Genomic DNA, 24,828 nt, shown 5'->3' on the forward strand with positions numbered 1-24,828 from the left:
CACCCGAACTGCGCTTCCGGCTCGCCCCGGCCGCGTGACCGGCGTCAGGCCGTCGTCCGGACGCCCGCCGCGCGCACCGCCGCCCGCGCGGCGGTGACGGCGCTGTTCAGCGAGATCTCCCCCCGCATCCCCGGTGCCGCGACCATGTCCCCGGCCAGGAACACGTCACCGCCTCGGTCGACGGCCGGGCGATCACGCCAGGTCTGCCCGGGCAGGTCCACCGCACCGCTGCGGTCGCGCGCCACGGCGTCGCGGCGCCAGGTGGTGCGCTCCCGCCAGCCGGGCACGGCCAGATCGGCGAGCCGTTCCACCCGAGCCGTCGCGCCGGAGCGGGACTCACCGTCGCGCAGCGGCATGTCGAGCTGGAACAGGGACTGGCCGCGCGGCGCGAGCGACGGGTCGGGCATCGTGTAGCACTCGTGGAAGCCGCCCTCGTCGGCGTCGAACACCACGAACGCGTCGCCGCGCCTGCGCCGCACCGCGAGATCCAGCAGCACGCACCGGCCGCTCTGCCAGGTGAGGTCCTCGTCCCGGAGCAGCGTGCGGGCGCTGGACAGTTCGGTCGCGACGATGGTGGGCACCGAGGGGATCTCCGTGACGCGCGAGTTCAGCTCGACGCGCACGCCGAGGTCGCGGGCCCGCCGCGCCATGCGCGCGAACAGCGCGGGCCATCCCCCGATCACGTAGCGGACCGCGGGCGGGGCGGGTGCGAACACGCGGTGCAATTGTTCCCAGACGAAGGCCGCCGACAGCCCGCCGGTGTCGGCGCGGAAGGTGACGACACCGATCGCGTTGGCGGCGGCCCGCGCGGCCTCGTCGCCGTAACGTTCGCCCGCCCAGCTCGCGAAGTCCCGGTCCACGGGCGCGCGGCGTTTCCGGTCGCGCACCATGGCCAGCAGTCCGGGAAAGGGACGTAGCCGAAGCCGGCCGCCGTAGCGGAACCGGCCGGTCAGAGCCGCTTTCGGTGGCGCCTTCGCCACCGCACCGGTCAGGTTCCGCTCGGTCAGCCAGCGCCAGTGCGGACCGTCGGCGTAGAAGACGTGCCCACCCTCGTGTGCCACGTACGGCGGTGCCGTCGCCCTTCCCCTGCCACCGAGGGTGGAATGCGCCTCGTGCAACGTCACCGTGGCCCCGGCCTCCGCGCAGGCGATGCTCGCCGTCAACCCGGCCAGGCCGCCGCCCACCACGACGATCTCTCGTGCCATGTCGTCTCCCTGTCCTCGATCCCTACCTCAGCAGGACGAGACAGCTCCGCTGGATGTGACAGCGGGGTCGGCGCCGGGCGCCGCCACTACAGTGCGGCCATGTCCACACCACCCGTGCCGCCGCGTCCGCCGCTGGCCGAGGCGCTCGACCTGTCGCCGCACCCGGAAGGGGGCTGGTACCGCCGGACCTGGGAAACCGGCACCCGCTTCCACCCGGACGGCTACCCCGCAGAACGAGCCTCCGCGACCGCGATCCACTACCTGCTAGCTCCCGGCGAGCGATCACGGTGGCACCGGGTGCGAGGCGACGAGCTGTGGTTGTGGCACCGGGGCGGCACGCTGGGCCTGCTTCTCGGCGGCTCCGGCGACGACCCCGCCCCCCATCCGGCCGAGGTGATTCTCGGCCCCGACGTCGAGCGCGGTCACCACGTGCAGGCGCTGGTTCCCGCAGGCACCTGGCAGGCCGCGTACCCGGCGTCGGCCGAGGCGGTGCTGCTGTCGTGCGTGGTCTCCCCCGGCTTCGACTTCGAGGACTTCCGGCTCTGGCAGCGGTAGGCCGAATGCGCAGCTCAGGGCGGGAATTGTAGGGGAAATGTACGCGGCCGGATGACACTTCACGGCCATGTCCGCTCACCTTGATCGCCGCAGGTTCCTGACCGTGGTCCCGGGGGTCGCCGTGGCGACCGTGCTGGCACCGCACGCCGCCGTCGCGAGCGCGGCTTCCGTCGACATGGAAATGGTCGTGCTCGCCGCGCAGCTCGACCCGCCCAAGAGCGGCACCGGCATCACGCCGGGTGCCGGAACGAGCGTGCGGCGGGTGGAGCGGGCGCTCGCCGACAAGGGATTCCTGTCGGCCCAGTATGTGGACGGCCACTTCGGCACGGCGACCCGCTCCGCGTACGCGCGGTGGCAGGAGTCCCTCGGCTACAGCGGCCTGGGCGCCAACGGCCTGCCGGGCAGTGCCTCGCTGACCGCGCTCGCGCAGGGCAGCTTCTCGGTGGTGCGGAAGCTCTCGCCGGGCGCGCGCACCACTCACCAGGGTTTCCCGTTCAACACCCGCACGGTCGCGATGCTCGACGAGGCCCAGCGACTCGCGGGGGTGCCGTTCGTGGTGGAGCAGGGCTCGTACTCGCCGGGCAACGACCCCACGTCGGCGGGCACCCACGACGGTGGCGGCGCCGTCGACCTCGATGCGGAGGCGTTGAGCAACGTCCAGCGAACCGACGCCCTCATCGGGCTGCGGCGGGTGGGTTTCGCGGCGTGGCTGCGCAGCCCGAGCCAGGGCAACTGGCCCTGGCACATTCACGCCATCGCGGCGAACGACACCGATCTGTCCACGCCGGCCCAGAACCAGGTCGGCATGTACTACCTCGGCCGCAACGGGCTGGCCAACAACGGCCCGGACGACGGACCGCAGGTGCCGAAGGTGACCTGGGAGCAGTACCAGCGCGCCTGACGGTAGCTGTCCTCGAAGGAAACAACCCCGCACCAGAGAGGAGTCGGCATGACACGACTGAAAAGATGGAAGAGCGCCGCGGTGGGAGCCGCGGTCGCGATGCTGGCCGCCACGGGACTCACGGTGATCTCCGCCGCCCCGGCCAGCGCCGCCGCCCGGGACGGCGTCTGCCAGAAGGGCGAGTTCTGCTACTACTACAACAGCAACAACGAGGGTTCGGTCTCGGACTTCGCGGGCTCCATCGCCAACTACGGCACCACCCAGCCGACGTGCTACGAGTTCAAGGGCCCGGGCAACGGCCAGGGCCGCTGCATCAAGAACGACGCCGCCTCGGTGTGGAACCGGACCGGCGCCAAGGTGCGGGTCTACTACAACTCGAACTACGGCGGTGCCTACCAGGACTTCGGCGCCGGCGTGCAGCGCAACCTCAACGCGACGCTGAAGAACAACAACGCCTCGCACAAGTTCCGGCCGGGCGCCTCGGGCCGGTTCTGGCTGCCGTTCCCCTGTGGTGAGACCTGGCAGGCGGGCACGCGCACCAACCACAACCCGCAGAACTCGGTGGACTTCAACCACTACCCCGAGGACCTGGGCTGGAAGGTGTACTCCTCCGCCCCGGGCACGGTCTCCAAGGTGGCCAACCTGGGTAACACCTCCTACGGCCGCTACATCGTCATCGACCACGCCGGTGGCTGGCAGACGCTCTACGCGCACCTGCGCTCCCAGGACGTCTCCGTCGGCCAGCAGGTCACCGAGAAGACGATGATCGGCAGGGTCGGCAACACCGGCGGCTCCACCGGACCGCACCTGCACTACGAACAGAAGCTCAACGGTGCGGCGCAGAAGGTGACGTTCAAGGACGGTAACCCGGTCTACTGGGGATACAAGAACCTGAAGCGCACCACCAACTGCCCCTGATCCGAACACCGACCCGGGCCGCCGTGCGTACATCCGCGCACGGCGGCCCGTCCCACATGGCCTGCTGGGGGAATTCTTCCGGGAACCTCGCCGCCGACTTGCCGCCAGCTTTCAAGCTGGATCAAACGAAGGACTCGCACTGGGGAAGTCATCAGGAAATACAACACTTCGAAACCGGCCAGAAATTGAGTCGAGCAAGAATTTCACAGCACCTCCATCGTGCCACTCCCAAACCGCAGATCGAGATTCATTTATGGCCACTCGGGCGCCTCGTGAATCTCGCTTCAGGTCCCAATAACACACGTCTCGATTTTCACTGATAGCCCACGGGGTGGCATCCAATTATCTAGCGCTTGTGCCATGCTTCTAATCTTTTAAGAATGTCACGCATATCATCCAGACTATTTACCATTAAATAATGACTTTGAACGTCACCTGATGAAGCATCAGCGAGATGGAACTGAACCTCACCAGACCCCCAGACCGCAATATCGCTCAGATGATACTCATCCTCCAGCATGAGCCACATCGAAGGTTGCTTCCACTCTTTTCTCGAGCCGTCGAGAAAGTAGGAGACATGCTCACGGTCGAACGCTTCTTTACGAGCCTCGAGCCAGCTTCGCAACTCTGCAAATAGATCAGTGTAATCCACGTTTCCCCTTGCACTACCCGGTTGCAGGCAACGAGTCGATCGCCTTTTGACGGAGACGACATGAATCACCCCACCGATTCGCGACTTTTTGTGACCCGTACAATACTGGAACGTCAGGCTATGAAGTGCAGGCACTCTAGGTGTACCTCTGGACGCACAAATAGACGGATCGACAACCGATAACACGGCCCCGACAGGAAGAACTCGATCTCTTTCGTCTCACGGTCCCCAAAAAGAGATATTCTATCAAGACCTTCTGCGTAGACATCGAAGATTCTCTGGTCTTGACCAAACACTTTAATCACAACGGAGCGCTCGATAGCATCAAAGCTGATCCGCGAGGAACGCACTAGGTGGCTGAACTCGAGAAGATAGGTCGCCTCTCCACCCTCCAGCAAAATTGGAGACACACCCAGGAAATCGATGAAGTCTTGCTCGGAAGGCAGAATAACGTCACGCATACCGTGGAATCCTATCAACCATCACGCCAAGATCGACGACCAGACCCTCACACGGTTACGATGTGTCGTTGCAGCACTAAGAGCGATAGTAGTTCTCGAAAATTCCAGGAACCCAATAGGCGGGCAGTTCATGTCCAAGCTCTAATTCAAGCCTTTCCGAGGTAAGATCCTCCCCTTCGAAAGCTGTAGACACCAATTCCACCGCCTCAATCTCAGTTATGTTGTAATCAGAAATCAACAGCTGCACCATTTCACTCAAGTACTCTTTAATAAAGCAGCTCGTTGGCCCTGGAATGTTCATAGTAGGTGTTCTCCTAATAGCTCCGCACCCAACTCTGTGTGAAACGGCCGATGGAATCGAGTTTGCGACCAAACCTTTACTCGTGCAACGAATGATCACTCTCGTTGTGGAGTCCGGTGTGCCGCTTGGGCGGGTGACCGGCGACGAAGCCTACGGTTCGGATAGCAAGCTGCGTGTGGGATTTGCAGAGGTTGGATATCGCGCGTTTCCTGGCAGCCTAACTTTCGGAAACGATCTGTTGCAGCAATCTTTGATGAAGAAACTGCAGAAAACCAGCTAGATTTGCCGCGATTACCTGTACGCTACACTCTTCAACCTCGTAGTCGATACCAACGAAAGCCCCACCTTCGAGGCGGACAACCTCACCTGTGTGGCGATCGGCAGCGAACAATGCGCCACCACCGTCAGAACCGAATACCGCGATCTGTCTTTGGGATGCACTGATTAACCGCGTGGGCTGATAATCCCGCATTCCGGCGACCACGTCCTCAGCCCTGTGAACAAAAAACCCGGGACCAACATCCTCAAAGGAGATTTCCGCAACGTATGTATAGAATTCAACTAAGTCTCCCGATTGAGGCCCGCCCAAAGCCTCCATGAGTGAGTCGCGGTCACTTTGTTCAGTTTGTTTTATAACGAAATTATCACCTGGTGGGTAGCCGTTAGTAGATTCGAAACTCTCACTAAACCGGGCGGCTAGGCGCGACATCTCGCCGGCCCAGCTAGCTACGTTCAGCCCAGAAATACGCACCACGGTTCCTATCGATTTGCCCGGTTCAGTACACGAATGTCTAGATCAACTCTGTACCTTCACCAGGAGCTTCGAGGTGCTTCTTCACCTGTCATGGATGTCGGTGTCCAGTCGCGCCTTCAACATTCCGGTCGAGGCGTTGCGGCGCGAATGGCGGGTACGCGGGGCTTGGTGGCGGCGCCTGGAGGTGTGCCGACAGGCCTTGGTGTTGGCCTCCCTGCGCAAAGGCAAGACCTATGCCGACCTGGAGGCCGGGTTCGCGATCGGTGTGACCACGGTGTTCCGCTATATCCGCGAATCCCTGGGAGTCTTGGCCGCCCGCCCGCTCGGACTCACCGACGCGATCGTGGTCGCCGCGCGCAAAGGCGTTCGTCATATTTCGATGGCACCCTGCTGCGTATCGACCGGGTCGGCATGGCCTCGGGCCGGGACGTACTACTCCGGCGAACGCAAAAGACACGGCGTGACCGCGCAGGTCCTGCCCGGCGCCCGGCACGACATGGGCGCCGCCCGCGAGCACGGCCTCACCACTGCCCTAACAGTTGCCGGGCTCTCAGCCCGTCACGCTCGACTGCCGATAGTCCACCGCAACCCTGTTCACCGAACAGGAAGCGTCCCGCAATCCGTGATCGTTCACCCTCATTGGCGACGTTGTTTTTCTTCGGCCGCCGCCTTGATGGCCTCCAGTGTCTCATCGTCCACAGTAAATGGCGCCGCGAGAGCTTCAACCCATTCGCGGAAATCGACGGCATCCCGCTCGCGCCAGCGCGGAAGCGTGATTACCCTTCGTGCCACTATTTCAAAACGCTCTGGTTGTTGTGACAATTGGTACCAATCGGCTTTCGCCTGCACTCCTCTCGGTGTCGAAGTCGCGCGCAATCCCTGAAGCCAGCCTTCACGAAGATTATTCAGCGCGGCAGCATAGATCGAGCTTCCATTCATAATATTCTCATCGTCAGACAGCTCAAATTTTAACTCGATACCGGCACGCAGGAGCACCGTCACCTGATGGTAATCGTCGAACTCGATAAGCTCAGACATCAAAAAGGGTTCCTTCCATGAAATACGACATTTTCCGCTGGAACTTTTAGTGAGCCTTTAGCAATTAGTTCGTAGGGTGCCCCAGGGAGAAGTTCGACGCCTTCAGGCATCTGAAACGCGAACACAAAATCGGCTTTACCGGTGTACTTCTTGCTTCCGATAAAGATGTCGCGCTCAATCTCCAATGGGTTCCCCATGTTCTGTGTTACGTGAATTTTTCCGGCGCTGTTGGCGCCTATTTTGAGGTGTCCATCGTTGGCCAATATTCCACGATGGCCCTCCTCGCTGGTGTAGTGGAAATAAATGTTGTCTTCGAGTTGATCAGCTATGTTTGCTGGATCGTGTGTGGTTGCGTTGTTGCAGTTGTGTACGAGGACCGGTGTGGTCTCGGTCTGTACATAGTAGGTGTGGAGTTGGTTGATGGTGAGGTTGTGGACCCGTTGCTGTGCGGTGCGGGCGTGGGTGTGTTGAACCTGGACCCAGGTGCCTGAGCCGGTGCGTAGCCAGTCCCCGGGCTGCAGTTGCGCGGCGGTGAGCCATTCGCGCTGGTTGGGAACCCAGAAGGGGTGGCCGTCGGTGGCGGTGATGGTCTCGGTGGTGTCGCCGTCGGTGTCGACGGTGATCTCGACAAGGTCTTTCTCTCCGCTTCCGGTGATGGTCGCCACAACTTTGCGTGGCCCGCTCTCGCCGGTTTCCGGGTCGGTGGCTACAACGAACTCTCCCAGTTCGACGTCTTCGATGGGTTTGGCTGGCCCGTCGGCCATCACTACTTGCGTGCCAGCCACGAAACTGTTGGATGTGCACGAGGCGCTCCATTGAGCGTCGGTGCTGGTGTTCTTCGAGCGAGGGGCCGGTGTGGTTCGTGGTGTGCTGAGGTGGGTGTTGGTGGTGATGGCGTCGGCGAAGTTGTCGTTGTGTGTGGGGGGTGTGAGGACGCCGAGGTTGATGGGGGGTGCGTTGTTGGCGGCGTGGAGGCGTTTGAGGACTTCTGGGGAGAGTGTGGGGGTGGGTTCGGGGCGTTTGTGGGGTGTGAGTACGTCTCGGCGTATGCGGGCGGCTCGTGCTGCGGCTGCTGCGGCGGCGTCGGATTGGGTGGCTGCCGCGATCGCGGCGTCAGCGGCGCGTGCTTGTGCGCTGGCGCGGTTGCCGTTTTTGCCCAGTGCGTTGGTGACGGCGCGGGTGACCGCGACGCCGCAGCGCCCGCCGCACAGCGACATCGCGCGGTCGATGGCTTGTCTGATGTTGCGGCCGAAGTTGCGCCAGCGCTGGGAGAAACCGTCGATGATCTTTTTGGATTGCGCTCTTGTCAGGCTCTTCGTCGGGGCGCTGACTGAGGGAGAAGTGACCTTGCTTGAGGTGGCTGCAGATTCTCCCCTTTTGAACAACTTGGCGAACTTGCCCCATGGGGTCAGCCCGGCAACCGCCCACCCGCAGCCGCTCCACGAACCGCCGAAGCATCTGACCACATCGTTATAGCCACTGATCTCCTTGATGCCCTCCCACACAGCGTCCAAGAAATATCCGCTGTGGTCGGTATATGTCAGGGGGTTGTTGGCGGCGTAGGTGTGGCGGTTGGCGTTGGTGAGGTCGTGGGGGTTGAGGGTGGCGGTGTCGCGGTTGGTGAAGGTGCTGGTGTGGGGTTGGTACCAGCGGGCGCCCATGTTGACGTTGCCGGTGTCGGGGTCGGTGTATTGGTGTTGGTAGCCCAGTGCGGGTTGGGTGCCGTGGTGGGCGGTCTGCTCGCCGAAGGGGCTGTAGGTGCGTGACCCGGCCAGGGCGCCGGTGGAGGGGTTGATCAGGCCGATGAGGTCGGTGTGGGAGTCGGTCCAGGCCAGCCCCGCCCCGCCGGTGTGGGTCATGCCGAGGGGGGTGCCGTCGGGGGTGTAGGTGTAGTCACCGGTGTGATCGGAGGCGACCTTGATGCCGGTACCGACATAACTTAACGCCCCACCGTCCGCCTCAACCAGCCGGTTCAGCCCGTCATAGGCATAACTCGCCGTCCCGTCGGCCACCAGTTCGTCGAAAGCGTTGAACTCCACCCCCGTGGCCACACCACCAGTGGTGCGAGAAGCCACCGTGCCACGCGGCGTATAGACGTAATCAGTACCGCCCTTCGACACCAACTGATTACGCTCATCAAACACCGCCCCAACCGAACCGTCTTGAACCAGGTTTCCCGCGGCGTCCCACTCGTAGGTGTGCGCCGTGCCGTCGTTGTCCCACGACACCAACCGGCCTGCCTGGTCGTAGTCGTAGGAGTTCTGCGCGGCCCCCGCGACGCCCTCGGTGTCCTTGGCTATCAGCCGGTCTTCGTCGTCCCATTCGTAGGTGATCGACGCTGTGTCCGTACCGTCCGGCGCGGTGAGGGTGTCGGAGGCGAAGCGGCCCAGTTCGTCGTAAGCGAGTGCGCGACCTCCGCCGCCTGCCCCGTAGCCGACATCGGTGACGCGACCAGCTTCGTCGTAGTCGTAGGCCAACGTCGTGCCCGTGGCGGCGTCGAGGGCGTTCGTGAGCCGGCCCGCCGCGTCGTAGCCGAACACGCTCGTGCCCGCCGACGTGGTGACGCTGGTGGGGAGACCGTCGTCGTCGTAGACGAAGCTCGACTCACCCGAAGGCCCCGACGCCTCCATGAGGTTTCCGCGATCGTCGTAGCTGTAGGTGTTGTCACCGCCGGGAGCCGACGCCGACACCATTCGCCCGGCCGCGTCGTAGCTGAACATCCGATCAGCGGTCACCACCTCAGCACCGCTGCCGACCTGCTCGAGCAGATTTCCCTGCGGGTCGTAGCTGTGGTCGATCGTCACGCCGCCGGGCTTGCGCAGCTCCGCCAGGCGACCCAACACGTCATACACCGCCGTGTAGGTGCGGTCGGCGGCATCGGGCGTGCGCTCGGTGGCCGGTTCGATCGTCGACTCGGCCATATTCCAGGCGTTGACGGTGAACACGGTGGTGTTGCCGTTGCCGTCGGTGGAGCGGGTGAGGTTGCCCGCCCGGTCGTAGCCGTAGTCGGTGGTGATGGACTCGCCGTCCGACACCGGGCGCGTGATCGACGTGAGTCGGTTCAGCGCGTCGTGGGTGTAGGTGGTGGCGGCTCCCAGCGCGTCCGTGGCGCGGGTGGCGTTGCCCGCCCGGTCGTAGTCGAACTCACGGGTGCGTTCCACGGTGCCGTCCGGGCCGAGGTCCGATACGGCCACCCGCCTCCCCGCGCGGTCATACTCGATTTCGGTGCCCCGCCCGGTCGGGTCGGTGGTCGCCACCGGCCTGCCCGCGCCGTCGTAGGTTTGAATCGTGGTGTTGCCCAGGCCGTCGGTGGTGCTCAGTTCGTTGCCGAGGTCGTCGTAAGTGGTCTCGACGACCCGCCCGCTCGGGCTGGTGACACTGGCGACGTTGCCCAGTGCGTCGTGCGTGTAGTGCGTGGTGAGGATCCGGGTCGGTTCCGGCACCGTCTCCACCACGCTGCTCGTGATCTGCCTGCCGAGCTTGTCGTAGGTGGCGTGGGTCCGGGCTCCGCGCGGGTCGCTGGTGGACAGCACCTCACCCAGCGGGTCGTAGGTCGCGATCCACGTGCCACCCGCCTGCCCGTGCAGCGAGGGCGGGTCGGTCACCCGTCGCTGATTCCCCAGCTCGTCGTAGCCGTAGGTGGTGGTTTGACCGAACTCGTCCGTGCTCGCCACCACCCGGCCCGCGTCGTCGTAGTCGACCGACGTCGTCGCGACCATCGGTTCGGCGGCGCCCGGCGGGAGGTAGTCCGGTTTCCGGGATTCCACCGGGCGTCCGGCACGGTCGTAGCCGGTGTGCGTGACGTTGCCGCGCGGGTCCTTGAGGTCGGTCTGCTCGCCGAAGGTGTTGTAGCCGACGGTGGTGACGGGTGTGGCGGTCACCGCCGGGTTACCGTGCGACTCGACCTCGACCGGCGGCACGGTCTGCCGGACCTGCCTCCCGAGAGCGTCGTACGAGAAGGTGGCCGTGAAATCCGCCGGGTTCGCTCCGTCTGCCGTTCCCCGCGGGTCCACGACCGACCGCACGAGGCCGCCCTCGTCGCGCTCCGTCAGTGTCGTGAGCGATTCCGTGCCGGTGTGGACGGTGTGGCTGGTCTCCCGCCCGAGCGCGTCATGGCCGAACTCCTCGTCGGTGTGCACGGAGCCGTCAGCGTTGCGGCCGACGGTGCGCACGACGTTGTCGGCGTCGTCGTAGGTGGTCTCCTCCTCGCGCAGTACGATGTCGCGCTCACGATCGGTGCTCTGCACCGGTCGGCCCGCGTTGTCATAGTCGGTCTCGGTGGAGTACCGGCCCTCGCCCGAGGTGTGGGTGTCCACCTCACCGGTCCCGGTGTAGGTGTAGGTGTTCAGCTCGACATCGCGCGTGTCGCCCGTGGCCGGATCGGTGTAGTCGAGCAGTGTCTCCGACGCCAGCAGGTCGTCGTCGTAGTACGTGTACGCGGTGGTGCGGCCCATCGCGTCGGTGACACTGGCCAGCCGTCCCGCCGGGTCGTACGCACGGGACTCGAGCACCACATCCCGTGCTGGTTGCCCGTCGCCGCTGAAGTCCTTGACCGTGCGGGTCGCCTGCTGGTGGCGGGCCTCGGTGTAGGTGGTGACGAACTCGGTGCCGACCTCGTCCACGGTCCGCGTGACGGCGCCGAAGTCGTCGTACTCCGTGGTGGTCACACCACCCTCGGGGCCGGTGACCGTGTGCACGCGACCGTGCTCGTCGTAGGTGTAGTCGATGGTGCGGGACTCGTCGTGGCCCTCGACATCGGACACCGTCGCCGAAGCCAGCGTGCCGTCCGCGTTGTACACGCTCACGGTGCGTTGCTGGTGCTCGACGCCGGTCACGGCGTTGACGGTGGCCGGATCGATCTGCTCGACCAACCGCGAGGCACCGTCGTAGACGTAGCTGGTGGTCGCCGATCCACCCGGCAACGCGGCCGAGTGGACGGTTTCGGAGGTCACTCTCCCGAGACCGTCGTAGGTGTACTCGGTCACCTCACCGGCGGGGTCGGTAACCCGCGCGAGATCTCCCGCGCTGGTGTAGAGGTACCGGGTGACATTGCCCGCCGGGTCGGTCGTGGCTCGGCGCAACCACGCGGGTTGTGTGCCGCCGCCGACGGCGGCTTCGGTGCCGTCGGTATAGGCGTGGAGGGTGGTGCGTTGCAGGCCGTCCGTGGAACCCGGGCTGCGGCTCGAGGCGATGAGGCCGTTGCCGTGCAGGACGTGGCGGGTGACGTAGCGGTCGTCCGAGTCCGACGTGGACCGGGCGTCTCGCGCGAAGGTCACACTGTCGTTACGAGGGTCCAGCGGGTCGTCCGGGTTGACGAAGTACTCGCGGTAGCTGGTGTAGCAGGCTTCGCTGCCGTCGTCACGGCAGCGCGTGGTGGACAGCCGATTACCGCGCTCGTCGTTGGAATAGGTGACGGCGTGCCCGTTCTCGTCCACCACGCGGCGAACGAAGCCACCCTCGTCGTACTCGTAGAGCGTCGTGCCCGCGCTCTGCCGGGTGACCGACACGAGCCGGCCGCCACGGGTCGGATCGTGGGTGTAAACGGTTTCGTGTCCGCCCGGATCGGTGGTGCGCACCTCGGTGGCGGCGGTGCTGGCCGAATAGTGCGCGGCGACACTCGCGGAGTCCAGTGGCCGCTGGTAGAGAGAGACCTCGCCGATCGAGCCGTCGAAGTAGCCCCAGTCGCGGTCGCCGATGGCGGGCCAGGACAGGTTCGCGGTCCACCCGGTCCCGACGAACGCGTGTGTGCGATGGTTGAGGATCTCGCCGTCCTGGTAGTCGACCTGGTTCCCGTCCAGGTACAACCACTGCCTGTGGCGATCGGCCGACAGCACCGCGTGGTGCCACTCGCCGTCGTTGACGGTGTCGCGCGAGACAATCCCCTTGGCCGAGCCGTTCCAGAAATGGCCGTGCAGTTTGCCGTCGGTCCCGACGTAGAGAGCGGGCATCGACCCACTCGAGGATGCTTCGCCCGGTAGGTGGTCGGCGATGGAGAACAGCACACCGCCGTCGCTCGACTCAGTCCGGAACCACATTTCGACAGCGAGGCGCTGCCGACCGTGGATGGCGTTGTCAGGCAGGCGAACATGGGATCCTGTGCCGTCGAAACGAGCCGCGTGGCCACCGCGCATCGCCGGATCGGCGGCCAGCGACACCTGCTCATAGCGTGCGGAGCCCGTACCCGGGGCGGGCTCGGCCCGCCGAGCTGTGTCGCCTTCCTCGAGCCCCCACCGCGTGTGTGGCCCGGTGTCGGCCACCGCGCTCGTATAGGTATCGACATCCGACCGCGCCGCGTGATGGGCCGTGACCCGCTCAGCACTCAACGCATGGTGGTAGACAGCGGCCTGAGCGATCGAGCCCTCGAAGTGTGCCCAGTCACGGTCGCCGATGGCGGGCCAGTCGTGGACCGGCGTCCACCCTGTGCCGAGCAACGTGTGAACCCGATGATTCGAGATCTCCCCCGAGAGCGAGCCCACCGCCGTGCCGTCGAGATACAACGTCTGGGTGTCAACGTTGCCGGTGAGCACCACGTGGTGCCATTCGCCGTCGTTGACCGAGTTCGTGCTCGCAATGCCGTCGACGCCGCCCTGCCAGAAGTGGCCGTGGAGTTTTCCGTCAGTGCCGACGTAGAGAGCGGGCATGGACCCGTTCGAGGAGGGCTCGCCGGGCAGGTGGTCGGCGATGGAGAACAACACCCCGCCGTCGCTCGACTCCGTCCGGAACCACAGCTCCACCGAGAGGCGCCGCGCGCCGTGGATCGTGTCGTCGGGCAGCCGCACAAAGCTGTCGGTGCCGTCCAGAGTGCGGGCAGAGCTGCCGGGGAACGGTCCGTCACCTCGGCCTCCGTCTCCACGGTGATAGGCGCCGCGCCGGAGCGCCGGGTCCGAGCGGGCCGTGGCTCCGTCGGCCTCCGACATGCGCCAGAAGCTCCCAGGCTCCGAGGCCCGCACCGATGAGGCGTAGCGGAAGCCGTCGCCCTCGACATCCGGCTTGCCAAAGTGTCGCGTGCCGCCGTTGTCGTCGACGAAGGTCACGACCCGGTCGGCGACGTCGTCGTAGGTCAGCTCGGCCTCGACCACCCCGCCAGGCCGCGTGACACTCGTCAACTGGTCGGAGGCGACACTGGCGGCGGAGTGCTCCGCCACCACGACCGGGTCGAGCGGGTGCTGGTAGAAGGCGGCCTCGGAGATCGCCCCGTCGAAGTAGCTCCACGGACCTGTCGGCTTCGCGGGCCAGTCCCGGTCGTCGACCGCGCCCACGCCGAGGAAGTTGTGCGGATCCAGATTGGCGAGTTCCCCGGTCAGGGTCCCGACGGCGGTTCCGTCGAGGTAGAGGGTCTGGGTGTCGAAGGCACCGGTGAGCACGGCGTGGTGCCACTGACCGTCGTTCACCGGGTCGGCGCTGGCCATGCCCTCGACCTGGTTGTTCCAGAAGTGGCCGTGCAGCTTGCCGTCCGTACCCACGTAGAGCACCGGCATTGATCCCGCGGGGTCGTCCTCGCCCGGCATGTCGTGGCTTGTCGAGAACAGCACCCCGCCGTCCGTCGAGGTGGTCTTGAACCACAGTTCCACCGAGGCGTAGGCGGAGTTGCGCACCAGGTCGTCGGGAAGCTGGACATGGCTGGTGGCCCCGTCGAACACCCCGGCGGTGGCGGGCGTTCCGGACATCGGCCCGGGCTCCAGCCCGAACGCGACGTCGGTGGCCGTGCCGCTCAGGTCGCCCCAGAGGCCGGGCACCTCGCTGCCCGCCGTGCCGCCTTCGGACTCGGTGAGCCGCCAGTACGCATGCGGGTTCGCGTCGCGCACCACGGTCGGGTAGTGCGAGCCGGTGTCATAGGCGTACGACGTGCAGGCGTCCGTGGGATCGCACACCGACACCAGGCGGTCGCCCTCGTAGGCATACGTCCAGGCCAGTTGTGGCTCGGGCCCGGTACGGACCTGGGTGACGTGCCCTTCCGCCCAGGTGAAGTGCAGCGCACGCTCCGATGCCACGTCGGTGACCTGCGACAGGTTGCCGTCGTCGGCGTAGGTCAGCTCCTGGACGTGCCCGACCGCGTCGGTGATGGACACGAGCCTGCCGTCCGCGTCGAACGAGTATCGATCGCCGTTCTTGAAGCGCAGCAGCCAGCCATTCTCGGTGTCGCGAAGGCTGAGGCCCTGCCCCGGTGGCGAAGCGAACTCACCGTCGGGATTCCTGCCGAAGCGAGCCTGTCTGCCATCCGGATACGTCACGAGAGCCACGTCCGTGCCGTCCTCGATCCGGACCCGCGTGTCCCAACGCGTCGCCCAACCCGAGCCGAAGACCAGTCCGTCGCGCGGATCGAGACTGTTGTAGGTTCGGGTCACCGTGAGTTCGGGCCCCGGCACCGCGAGCGTGGCGTCGGTGACCTGGGTCGAGTAGTTGCCCACACCGGGGTCGACGCCGTCCGTGGACGCGAGATGGCTCGTGATGGCCGGTTGCGGCACGCGGGTGGACAGGTACGCGGGCAACGTCCAGGGACTCTCGTCCTCGGTGTCGCTCAGCCGCCCGTGCCAGACGTAGTTCTCACTCCACTCCAGCGTTGCGTCGGGCACCGTCCAGCGCGGCGTGTCCTGCCAACCCGACTCGGTACAGTCCTCGCCGGAGGTGTCACAGATCTTGAAGTTGTAGCGGATGGGCTCGCCGGGATGGGTGTCGCGGTCACGGCCCTTCATCGCCAGCGTCGGTGTCAACGTGGTCGCGTTGAAGTTGCTGGGTGGAGACGCCGACTCCACCATCGGCGTCTGATTCGGGACGTTGAAGACCACCCCACCCGACATCGGAACGTCGTGCCACGAGAACCGGGTCTCGCCGCGGCGGCCCATGTCCCAGCGAACCGTGTAGCTTCCCGGTGGAAGTGACTTGAGCCGGGCGTCGACCGTGACAGACTGGCCGGGCGCCACGGTGCGGGGCATTTTGGTCCACGCGGACCATTCGCTGTAGGGCAGTTCGTTGCCGTCAGCATCCCAGATCAGGTATCCCAGCTGGTAACCGTTGGTGGGAGTCCAGGTGTCCCTGCCCTTGTTGGTCACGGTCACGCGCATGACGCCGTCGTCTGTGGTGGTGAGCTGCGACGTCAGGTCTCCGACGTCGTAGGTGGCCCAGTAGGGTGAGGAGGTGACCTGGAGGTATGGCGCATTGGCCGACGAGACGCTCGCGAACTTCTTCCACCCGTAGGAATCCGTGCTGGAAGCTCGGACGGTGAGCCCGTGGTTCGCCTTGCCGTGGGTCCAGTCGTACAGCAGGTCGCTGCCCTCTTGGCCCAGGTCGATACCCACCCACCGGGACGAGCAGGCCGAGCTGTGGCCGTACGCGAAGGACTTCTCCGCGACCGCCGCGCCGTAGGACGGACCGGGATAGGACTTCTTTCCGCTGACCGACCAGGCTTCGGTGACCGGATGGACCGTGACTTTGCGTGCGTTACACGAGTACGACCACGCCGAGTACATCTGGAGCTTCGCACCAAGGATGTAGTGCCCGGCGAGCTCCGACGAGATGGAGTCGAACTTGAGGTAGGACGCCGCCTTGTTGCCCCCGCCGTTATAGGTGCCGACGCTGAGAGTGGACTCGCCCGAGTAGTCCGCGTTGTAACCCGACATGACGTACGTGGAGCCGTTCGAGTCCTTGTTGACCGTCGGGTCGACCACGACGGGAAACACCCGCTCGGGATCCGCAAGCCAGTCCTCGTCGATGTGCACCCGCAGCACGGGACCAGCAGCGTCCGTGACGAGTTCGTAGTTGACCCCACGCGACCGCGCGCCCTCACCCACTCGCGGGTCGACGTTCGAGTCCTCCATGAATCCCGGCGGTATCACTCCGCGCACGGTGCCGTCGGCATCACGCAGCAGCACCGCACCGTCGTGTAGCTCAGCGTCGAGCCCGTCCAGCTGCAGCGGGAAGTCCCAGACCGTGGGCGCCTCGGTGGACTTAAGGACGATCTCTTCCTTCGCGCCCGACGGCGTCGCCGCGATCCGGAGGTCGGCGTCGGGCCGCAGGTCCGGGTACACAACCTCGTTCCCGTCGACCTCGCCCGAACTGGGTGCGGCATCGGCCACGCCGAACCCGAAGACGTGCTCGTCGAGTTCGACGCGGGCCATCCCCGCGGCTCTCGCCGCACTCGAGAATCGCTTCACGTCCGAGTCCGCGCGGCTGCGCCAACCGTCTTCGTCCGCCACAAGCGTGGAATCAATCTTCGACCAGCCGCCCGTGGTGCGGTAGAACTGGCGTCCCTCGTACGCGCGGACCGTCTGTGTCCCGTCGGTGTTGGCGAACACTTGAAGGTCTGACTTACTGCGATCCGTGAGCAGCCGACTCGTGCCCGGGACGAAACCGTCCGGGGCCGTCGGAGGCTCCGCCTCGCGGACGTCCACAGTGGTCTCTCGTAGTGGCGGCTCCTCCAGATCGCCGTCCGGGTGGCGCCGGTCCGGTGCCAGACCGTCGGCCGGCTCGGCGGCGTGCTCGCCGGAGTCGATCCTCGCGTCGGTCGACTCGGCCGTGGCCGTGTGACTGCGACCCGCCGCGGTTCCCTCCTCCTGCTCCGGGAGTTGTCCTTGCGCTGAGACCGCACTATGACCCCACGGCGGAGCGACTAGCAGCCCGGCAGTGAGCACCAGAACCAACACCAGCGTCATCGCGCGCAGCGGGACGGACAGAGAGCGGCTGACCACGGAACCCCCAGAGCAGCAGCGGGCATGAGCGGGGCAGCACTCTCACTGTCCTCACGCCCACTCAGCGCCCGACAAACGAGTCAAACGCACCGAAAATTAGCGATACTCACAACCTTGCTCAAGAGACCCTGATCACGAACACCGAAGCGTCACGGCACCGATGCATGATCGAGACTGCGATACCACGCAGGGCAACATCGGTTGTTGACGCAAGCCGCCACACCAGTGACATCTGCGGGCCGCACAAGACACGACCTACCCCTGCGTGCTCGACCCTGTCGATGGACGGTGCCGTCACGTTTCTGCGCCGATACAAGGATTTCGAGGCACCAAAGGCATCGTCGGCGTGGTTCAAGTGGTGTGGCCACGGGGGTGGAGTTCAACGCTTTCGACGAACTGGTGGCCGACGGGACGGCGAGTTATGCCTATGACGGGCTGAACCGGCTGGTTGAGGCGGACGGTGCGGCGTTGAGTTATGTCGGTACCGGCATCAAGGTCGCCTCCGATCACACCGGTGACTACACCTACACCCCCGACGGCACCCCCCTCGGCATGACCCACACCGGCGGGGCGGGGCTGGCCTGGACCGACTCCCACACCGACCTCATCGGCCTGATCCAGCCGGCCACCGGGGCTCTGGCCGGGTCACGTTCCTACAGCCCCTTCGGTGAGCAGACCGCCCACCACGGCACCCAACCCGCACTGGGCTACCAACACCAATACACCGACCCCGACACCGGCAACGTCAACATGGGCGCCCGCTGGTACCAACCCCACACCAGCACCTTCACCAACCGCGACACCGCCACCCTCAACCCCCACGACCTCACCAACACCTCCGCGCCTACATCGAGCAACTCCGCGAACAAATCATCGAAGACCGCGTCAACACACCACAACCCCGCCCAGACAAAACAAAAAAGATCACCGACAACATACGCCAAGCCCTCGAAGACGCCAAAAAAACACCATCATCGACCTCGGCACCATCACACCACACGACGAACACACCCCATACCAACCCCAGACCACACCCGGTATCGGCCAACCAGGCCCCCTCCCACCCGCAACAGGACAACTCGAAAACCCCTGCACCAACGGCGGACACACCAAAGACGACGGCAGCCGCAGCAGCTTCATCTGGACATGTGGGGCGGCCGAGCCGGAGGTAACTGTTGAGCAGGTAATCTCGGGCTCTGACGGCAGTGTGCGAATCTTCCGGAACGTCGATGCCGCTGAGTTCGACTCGATCGCTAGGACGGGCAAGTTCGAAACAGGAGATGGCGCAATGGAGGGGAAGTGGTTTGCCACTCAGGGTGAGCATTCTGATGCCTGGGTGAACTTCTCAACCGTGGCCAGGGGCTGTCCGTGACGACGCGGATACCAAGTTCCTTGACCTCGCGCCTGCACTACCATGCAGGCAAACTAGATAGGGCCGGACTATTATGCGAATGCGGATCAACTTGCATGGATTAACCAACAAATGAGCGGAATTGAGTTGTGGCCATGATGGAAAAGATCGAGAGCCCTATGGCGCGCGCCGTGGTTCGCTGGCGGACCACTGATGAGGGCGGACGCTATTCCGGACCGCCAGCGGCGCGAGTATACATGGCCACGTCTATATTCGTTCTGGGGAAAGAAGTCGAAACTGAGCCCGGGTGGCCAGAATCGGGAGATCAATTGAGTATCTTACTGGAGAAATTAGAGGGACTTGATGAGGGGGCGTGGTTCTGCGCGGTTGGGTTTCTCGTGCCCGACCTAGCATCTCCATATCTACATCCAGGCGCCAATCTCCTCATTCTTGAGGGCCTCAAAACGGTCGCCTCCGCGCAGGTCACCGAAGTTTTTTCCTGAGAGCCCATAACACATTGGTGATCTTGAGTTGAGATGATCTTGGTTGGATGCGCCCTGGGTCGTCGTCGGGTTATGGTCGCGGGTCGCCGACCCGGCCGGGCGGTTGATCTGGGCCTCGCCCGCCCTGCCTGGCGCCCGGCACGACATGGGTGCAGCCCGCGAGCACGGCCTCATCGAGGCCCTGACCACCGCCGGGATCCGGGTCGTCGCCGACAGCGCCTGCCGCGGCGCGGGCCCCAACGTCGACCTCCCGCACCGCCGCCGATTTCGCGACAACGACTCCGACGACCGGCCCCGTCTCTCTCGGCGAACCAGAAAGCCGTCAACGCGGCCCACGCCCGACTACGCGACCCCGGCGAACGCGCCAACGCCCAGCTCCAAAGCTGGAAAGCCCTCCGCAAGATCCCCACCTGCCCACACCACGCGACCCTGCTGAGCAACGCAGTACAGACCCTCGTCCACGCAGGCTGAACACAACTGGAAAAGGCTCACAATCCGCCGCGTAACGTGATATGTACCCGATGGGCTCTCTGTGGACCGGATGGGATGGGAACTGACCTGTGGCTGACCTCTTGACGATCGCCGAATTGCCGGAGGGCTTCGACTATCCGGCGGAGTTCATCCGCGTGGTCGAACTGGGGCTGACCGACCTCGAGCCTTGGTGGATCTTCGACGGTGACCAGTTGCGGCGTCGGGCGATCGGGCTGCGCGAGCGGTATCCCGCACGCCAACTGGTGCCTTTCGCCCGGCGCCAGGACAACGACGACGTGGCCTGCTGGGATCTCGACAATGGAAACGTTGCTGTGGTTCACGACCTGGCATCCCCGGGCTGGGAGCAGCGTGGGGGGTTCCCCGACTTCAATGCATGGCTGCGCCAGGCCATCGAGGACCTCATCGAGCACGGTGGGTGACGACCGGAAGCGGTCAGGTCGCGGCGACTGTGGTCGGGGTGAGAGCAAGGGAGCCACGGCCCAGTCGGGAAAAGTTGCCGCAGGGCGTCGATGAAAGTGATGTGCCATTTGTTGGCGGTGGACAGGTAGGACTGAACGACGGCGAACTCGGCGACTCCCCGCAGGGTTCGCCGGCATCCGCCCGAGGCGTGCTGCTGCACTTCCGTGGGGCTGATGTCGCACTCGGCCTGGTTCGTGGAGGGGACGGCCAGGTCGGTGGGGAACAGTAGGTGCCTGGCGAAACGTTCGCCAGGGTTCGGGCGCCCTTCGCCAGCGCGCCGGTGTAGCGGCGGTGGATCCGGGCGAGACCCTCCTCGTCCAGCGCGGTGCGGCCCGGCCCGCGGGCGGCGACGGCAAGGTGGTGGGCCTCGGTCGCCCATGGTCTTGGCCCACAGCTGTCCGGCAGGGTCGGCCTGGTGCACTCTACGAAGATCACGCAAGAGGTGGGCGCCGCACCAGGCGTGTTCGACTTGAGTCAGGTGCTGCTAGCAGGCGTAGCCGTCACGCACCAGCATGCCGCCGACGTCGATCGCGTCCTTGGATCTGCTGCTGTGCAGTCGTCCGGTGGCAGGGTATCGCCTGCTCCGGGGCCTCGACCTGATTCAAGGTGCGGCCGGAGCCGCCCCTTCTGCCCGCCGGGCCTGCGGCCGGTGCCGGTGCGCGAGGAGCCACCGTTGCGGCGGCGCGTGGGCGGGTCCGAGGACCGCGGCTTGCTGCAAGCGAGCCACGCGCAATCTACCCACACGCTACCTACGAAGACCTCGGCAACGACCTGAACCTCGGGTACCTTATGAGATCATGAAGCACGTCAAAGTCATGTGGAGCCACAACCTTCCTGGCGAGCCGAATTGGATCCTTAGTGAACTTGACAAGGACGGATACGAGGTTCGAAAAGTCCAGATCTACCGTGATGGACGATGTGAATGGACTGATGCACAGCATGAGACTAGCAATATCGGCCTATCCGAAGTGCCGTTTCCGGACGTCAGTGAGATTTCCGGGCAGCCAGAATTTGATGCAGTAGGTATATCCTGCCAATACTTTGAAAACGTCTGGGCTTGCGCTCAGGATAAGCGACGACCGTGACGCTTTCTCTGGTCTTATCGAGTTCACGGCTCGAACTCCTCACCGGCCTCACTGGGAAGCCCTATGAAAGAATCGCCAAAGGCTCATTGAAAATTCGAGCAGAGAATGTCGTATTTCATGGAAGGAATCCTTTTTAATGTCTGAGCTGATCGAGTTCGACGATTACCATCAGGTGCAGTTACTCCTGCGTGCTGGTATCGAGTTGAAATTTGAGCTGTCTGACGATGAAAATATTATGAATGGAAGCTCGATCTATGCTGCCGCGCTGAATAATCTTCGTGAAGGCTGGCTTCAAGGCTTGCGCGCGACTTCGACACCGAGGGGAGTGCAGTTTGTAGCCAGTTGGTATCAGTTGTCACAAAACCGAGAGAATTTCAAAATAGTAGCACGAAGGGTTACCCGACTTCCGGGCTGGCGCGAGCGGGATGCCGTCGATTTCCGCGAATGGGTTGAAGTTCTCGCGGCACCATTAACTGTGGACGATGAGACACTGGAGGCCATCAAGGCGGCGGCTGAAGAAGAACAACGTCTCCAATGAGGGTGAACGATCACGGATTGCGGGACGCTTCCGGTCACAGGGCTGCGGTGGACTGTCGGCAGTCGAGCGTGACGGGCTGAGATCCCGGCAACGGTCAGGGCAGCGGTGAGGCCGTGCTCGCGGGCGGCGCCGATGTCGTGCCGGGCGCCGGGCAGGGCGGGTGAGGCCGGATCAATGGGCCGGCCGGGTCGGCGAGGACCTGCACGTTCACGCCGTGTCTTTTGTGTTTGTCGGAATAGTACGGGCGGTCCCGGCCCGAGGCCATGCAGACCCGGTCGATACGCAGCGGGGTGCCGTCGCGGATGACGAACGCTTTTGCGCGCGGCGACCACGATCGCTTCGGTGAGTCCGAGCGGGCGGGCGGCCACGACGCCCAGGGATTCGCGGATATAGCGGAACACCGTGGTCACACCGATCGCGAACCCGGCCTCCAGGTCGGCATAAATCTTGCCTTCAAGCAGGTAGGCAGCATTAACAAGGCCGCCAACAAGTCTCGCGTAGCCGCCGTTCGCGCCGCAACGCCTCGACCAGCATGTTGGAGGCGCGACTGGACACCGACCTCTCTGACGGGTGAAAAAAGCACCTTGAAGCTCCTGGTGCAGGTGGAGAGTTGATCTAGACATTCGCGTACTGAACCGGGCAAATCGATAGGAATTGTGGTGCGTATTTCTGGGCTGAACGTCGCTAGCTGGGCCGACGAGATGTCGCGCCTAGCCGCCCGGTTTAGTGAGAGTTTCGAATCTACTAACAGCTACCCGCCAGGTGATAACTTTGTTGTAAAGCAAACTGAACAAAGGAGTTGCGGAAATCTCCTTTGAGGATGTTGGCCCCGGGTTCTTTGTTCACACGGCTGAGGATGTGGTCGCCGGAATGCGTGATTATCAGCCCACGCGGGTAATCAGTGCATCCAAAAGAGAGATCGCGGTATTCGGCTCCGACGGTGGTGGCGCGTTGTTCGCTGCAGATCGCCATACAGGTGAGGTCGTTCGCCTCGAAGGCGGGGCCCTCGTTGGTGCCGACTACGAGGTTGAGGAGTGTGGCGTACAGGTAATCGCGGCAAATCTAGCTGATTTTCTGCAGTTTCTTCATCAAAGATTGGTGTTGCAGCACAAGTAAAGGTTCTATCGCAAATCTGACCGCATCGGCCGTTTCACACAGAGTTGAGTGCGGAGCTATTAGGAGAACGCCTACCATGACCCTTCCAGGGCCAATGAGCTGCTTTATTAAAGAGTACTTGAGTGAAATAGTGCAGCTGTTGATTTCTAACTATAAAATAACTGAGGTTGAGGCAGTGGAGCTGGTGTCTACAGCCTTCGAAGGTGAGGATCTTACCTCGGAAAGGCTTGAATTAGAGCTTGGACATGAACTGCCCGCCTATTGGGCTCATGGAATCTTCGAGAACTACTATCGCCCTTTAGTGCTCCAGCCTCAGTTCGTTATCTTGCCTGGTGGGGTTGGGTGCGGGCGGGTGCGGCCCGCCAGTTGATCAGGGTTGTTGTGTGGACAAATCAAGATCGTCTGGCGGCCGCAGGCCCCAGCATGAACCCTCCCCGGTGGTAGGCGATGCTCGACGAGATGGCCGGACGGATCGCGGGCGGCTTCAGCCGGGCCGAGCCCCGGCGGCGGGCGGAGAAACTGTTGCGGGGCCTGGTGTCGCAGCTGCCACGGAAGAACTGCTGGACCATCGCCGAGCATGTCGGCGACGCAACACCGGACGGGCTTCAGCATCTGCTGGCCCGGGCGGTGTGGGATGCCGACGCGGTGCGTGACGACCTCCGGGACTACGTCTGCGATCACCTCGGCAGCCAGGACGCGGTCCTGATCGTGGACGAGACCGGCGATCTGAAGAGAGGCACCCACACCGTCGGCGTGCAACGCCAGTACACGGGAACCGCCGACCGGATCGAGAACTCCCGGGTCGCGGTGTATCTGACGTATACCACGACGGTGGGGCACGCCTTCCTCGACCGGGCGCTGTACTTGCCGAAGTCCTGGACGAGCGACCCCGAGCGCTGCGCCGCGGCCGGGATCGGCGCGGACGTGCAGTTCGCCACCAAACGCCCTGGCCACCACCCTGATCAGCCGCGCACTCGACGCTGGAGTCGCGGCATCGTGGGTGACCGGCGACGAGGTCTACGGCGCCGACCCTCGGCTTCGCGCGGAGCTGGAGGGCCGCGGCGTCGGCTACGTGCTGGCCATCGGATGCGACCGCCGCGTCGCCACGCTGCCGGCACGTTCCGGCCCGACGAGCTGGCCACCCGGCTCCCGAAACACGTGTGGCAGTGCCTCTCGGCCGGTGCCGGAGCGAAAGGCCACCGCTTCTACGACTGGGCCCTCATTGACATCGACCAGGCCGCCGAGGACAGCGGCCACCGATGGCTCCTGATCCGACGCAACCGCCGCACGAGAGAGCTGGCATTCTACCGCTGCTACGCGCCCATCCCCACCGCGCTGCCCGTTCTAATCCGCGTGGCTGGAACCCGCTGGCGCGTCGAAGAAACCTTTCGAACGGGCAAAAATCTGGCCGGCCTGGATCAGCACCAGGTCCGCCGCTGGGTCTCCTGGCAGCGCTGGACGGTGATGGCCATGCTCGCGCACGCGTTCCTCACTGCCGTTGCCATGACTGAACGTCCCCACTCAGCGGCACCGACCAGCTGGATTTCCTTGACCTGCAACGAAGTCCAGCACCTGTTCGCCACACTCGTCATCACACCCGCCACCGATATCACGCAGAAGCTGCGCTGCTCGGCTTGACGCAGACGGCACCAATACCGAGCCCACCAAGCCCACTACCAGCGGCAACGCACCCGAGAACCACGAGCACAACGATCTACGGCTGGAGTATTAGGGAACTACATCACTGACGGGCAGATCGGCGGTGATATCTTCAAGAACAAAACTTAACAGCTTCCGGGTACACGTAGGCGCGT

18 protein-coding genes and 1 pseudogene are annotated in these 24,828 nt (G+C 64.4%); 12 read left to right on the forward strand and 7 right to left on the reverse strand.

Annotated features, from left to right (window positions below):
* Nucleotides 1-44: 44 nt before the first annotated feature.
* Entirely contained in the window at nucleotides 45-1,205 is a 1,161-nt protein-coding gene (locus tag FFT09_RS02415; RefSeq protein WP_138381694.1) for an NAD(P)-binding protein, read from the reverse strand.
* A 99-nt stretch (nucleotides 1,206-1,304) separates the two neighbouring features.
* Between FFT09_RS02415 and FFT09_RS02420 the strand changes: the two genes are divergently transcribed.
* From FFT09_RS02420 to FFT09_RS02430, 3 genes are all read left to right on the forward strand, one after another.
* The gene (locus FFT09_RS02420; protein WP_138381695.1) at nucleotides 1,305-1,760 is read left to right on the forward strand and encodes a cupin domain-containing protein; all 456 of its coding nucleotides are present in this window, start codon (nucleotides 1,305-1,307) and stop codon (nucleotides 1,758-1,760) included.
* 67 nt (nucleotides 1,761-1,827) lie between these two features.
* Complete coding sequence (locus FFT09_RS02425; RefSeq protein ID WP_138381696.1) at nucleotides 1,828-2,661, forward strand: peptidoglycan-binding domain-containing protein; 834 nt, start codon at nucleotides 1,828-1,830, stop codon at nucleotides 2,659-2,661.
* 48 nt (nucleotides 2,662-2,709) lie between these two features.
* Nucleotides 2,710-3,579 (forward strand): peptidoglycan DD-metalloendopeptidase family protein, encoded by an 870-nt coding sequence (locus FFT09_RS02430; protein ID WP_024874088.1) that lies wholly within the window; start codon nucleotides 2,710-2,712, stop codon nucleotides 3,577-3,579.
* Nucleotides 3,580-3,925: 346 nt separating this feature from the next.
* Here the strand turns inward: FFT09_RS02430 and FFT09_RS02435 are convergent, their stop codons facing one another.
* The 6 genes from FFT09_RS02435 to FFT09_RS02460 all read right to left on the reverse strand — a co-directional run bounded on the left by FFT09_RS02435 (nucleotide 3,926) and on the right by FFT09_RS02460 (nucleotide 17,434).
* On the reverse strand, nucleotides 3,926-4,231 hold the full coding sequence (locus tag FFT09_RS02435; RefSeq protein WP_138381697.1) for a hypothetical protein: 306 nt from the start codon (nucleotides 4,229-4,231) through the stop codon (nucleotides 3,926-3,928).
* Nucleotides 4,232-4,344: 113 nt separating this feature from the next.
* Nucleotides 4,345-4,692, reverse strand: coding sequence for a hypothetical protein (locus FFT09_RS02440; protein ID WP_138381698.1), 348 nt, complete (start codon nucleotides 4,690-4,692; stop codon nucleotides 4,345-4,347).
* Nucleotides 4,693-4,768: 76 nt separating this feature from the next.
* The gene (locus FFT09_RS02445) at nucleotides 4,769-4,993 is read right to left on the reverse strand and encodes a hypothetical protein (RefSeq protein ID WP_138381699.1); all 225 of its coding nucleotides are present in this window, start codon (nucleotides 4,991-4,993) and stop codon (nucleotides 4,769-4,771) included.
* 217 nt (nucleotides 4,994-5,210) lie between these two features.
* Nucleotides 5,211-5,744 (reverse strand): hypothetical protein, encoded by a 534-nt coding sequence (locus tag FFT09_RS02450; RefSeq protein ID WP_138381700.1) that lies wholly within the window; start codon nucleotides 5,742-5,744, stop codon nucleotides 5,211-5,213.
* A gap of 639 nt (nucleotides 5,745-6,383) precedes the next feature.
* Nucleotides 6,384-6,785, reverse strand: a complete 402-nt coding sequence (locus FFT09_RS22825) for a hypothetical protein (RefSeq protein ID WP_167305319.1) — start codon at nucleotides 6,783-6,785, stop codon at nucleotides 6,384-6,386.
* Nucleotides 6,785-17,434 carry a LamG-like jellyroll fold domain-containing protein gene (locus FFT09_RS02460; RefSeq protein ID WP_138381701.1) on the reverse strand — a complete coding sequence of 3,550 codons (10,650 nt, stop codon included), beginning with the start codon at nucleotides 17,432-17,434 and terminating at the stop codon, nucleotides 6,785-6,787. The genes FFT09_RS22825 and FFT09_RS02460 overlap by 1 nt, the downstream gene beginning before the upstream one ends.
* Before the next feature lie 408 nt (nucleotides 17,435-17,842).
* On the opposite strand from FFT09_RS02460, the gene FFT09_RS23400 reads away from it, so the two are divergent.
* From FFT09_RS23400 to FFT09_RS02505, 9 genes and pseudogenes are all read left to right on the forward strand, one after another.
* Complete coding sequence (locus FFT09_RS23400; RefSeq protein ID WP_279631008.1) at nucleotides 17,843-18,649, forward strand: RHS repeat-associated core domain-containing protein; 807 nt, start codon at nucleotides 17,843-17,845, stop codon at nucleotides 18,647-18,649.
* A gap of 327 nt (nucleotides 18,650-18,976) precedes the next feature.
* A complete protein-coding gene (locus tag FFT09_RS02470; protein ID WP_138381703.1) occupies nucleotides 18,977-19,324 on the forward strand; it encodes a hypothetical protein in 348 nt (115 codons plus the stop codon).
* 572 nt (nucleotides 19,325-19,896) lie between these two features.
* A complete protein-coding gene (locus FFT09_RS02480) occupies nucleotides 19,897-20,235 on the forward strand; it encodes a hypothetical protein (protein ID WP_208544340.1) in 339 nt (112 codons plus the stop codon).
* A gap of 837 nt (nucleotides 20,236-21,072) precedes the next feature.
* Complete coding sequence (locus tag FFT09_RS23465) at nucleotides 21,073-21,360, forward strand: DUF6881 domain-containing protein (RefSeq protein ID WP_138381705.1); 288 nt, start codon at nucleotides 21,073-21,075, stop codon at nucleotides 21,358-21,360.
* 136 nt (nucleotides 21,361-21,496) lie between these two features.
* Nucleotides 21,497-21,898 carry a hypothetical protein gene (locus FFT09_RS22830; RefSeq protein WP_167305320.1) on the forward strand — a complete coding sequence of 134 codons (402 nt, stop codon included), beginning with the start codon at nucleotides 21,497-21,499 and terminating at the stop codon, nucleotides 21,896-21,898.
* Nucleotides 21,899-22,200: 302 nt separating this feature from the next.
* A complete protein-coding gene (locus FFT09_RS22835; protein ID WP_167305321.1) occupies nucleotides 22,201-22,512 on the forward strand; it encodes a hypothetical protein in 312 nt (103 codons plus the stop codon).
* A 256-nt stretch (nucleotides 22,513-22,768) separates the two neighbouring features.
* Entirely contained in the window at nucleotides 22,769-23,014 is a 246-nt protein-coding gene (locus tag FFT09_RS02495; protein ID WP_138381706.1) for a hypothetical protein, read from the forward strand.
* Nucleotides 23,015-23,090: 76 nt separating this feature from the next.
* Nucleotides 23,091-23,384, forward strand: coding sequence for a hypothetical protein (locus FFT09_RS02500; RefSeq protein WP_138381707.1), 294 nt, complete (start codon nucleotides 23,091-23,093; stop codon nucleotides 23,382-23,384).
* 77 nt (nucleotides 23,385-23,461) lie between these two features.
* Nucleotides 23,462-24,652: pseudogene (locus FFT09_RS02505) on the forward strand (IS701 family transposase).
* Nucleotides 24,653-24,828: the final 176 nt, after the last annotated feature.

The sequence above is a fragment of the Saccharomonospora piscinae genome, from assembly GCF_005862235.1.
Taxonomy (GTDB): Bacteria; Actinomycetota; Actinomycetes; order Mycobacteriales; family Pseudonocardiaceae; genus Saccharomonospora; species Saccharomonospora piscinae.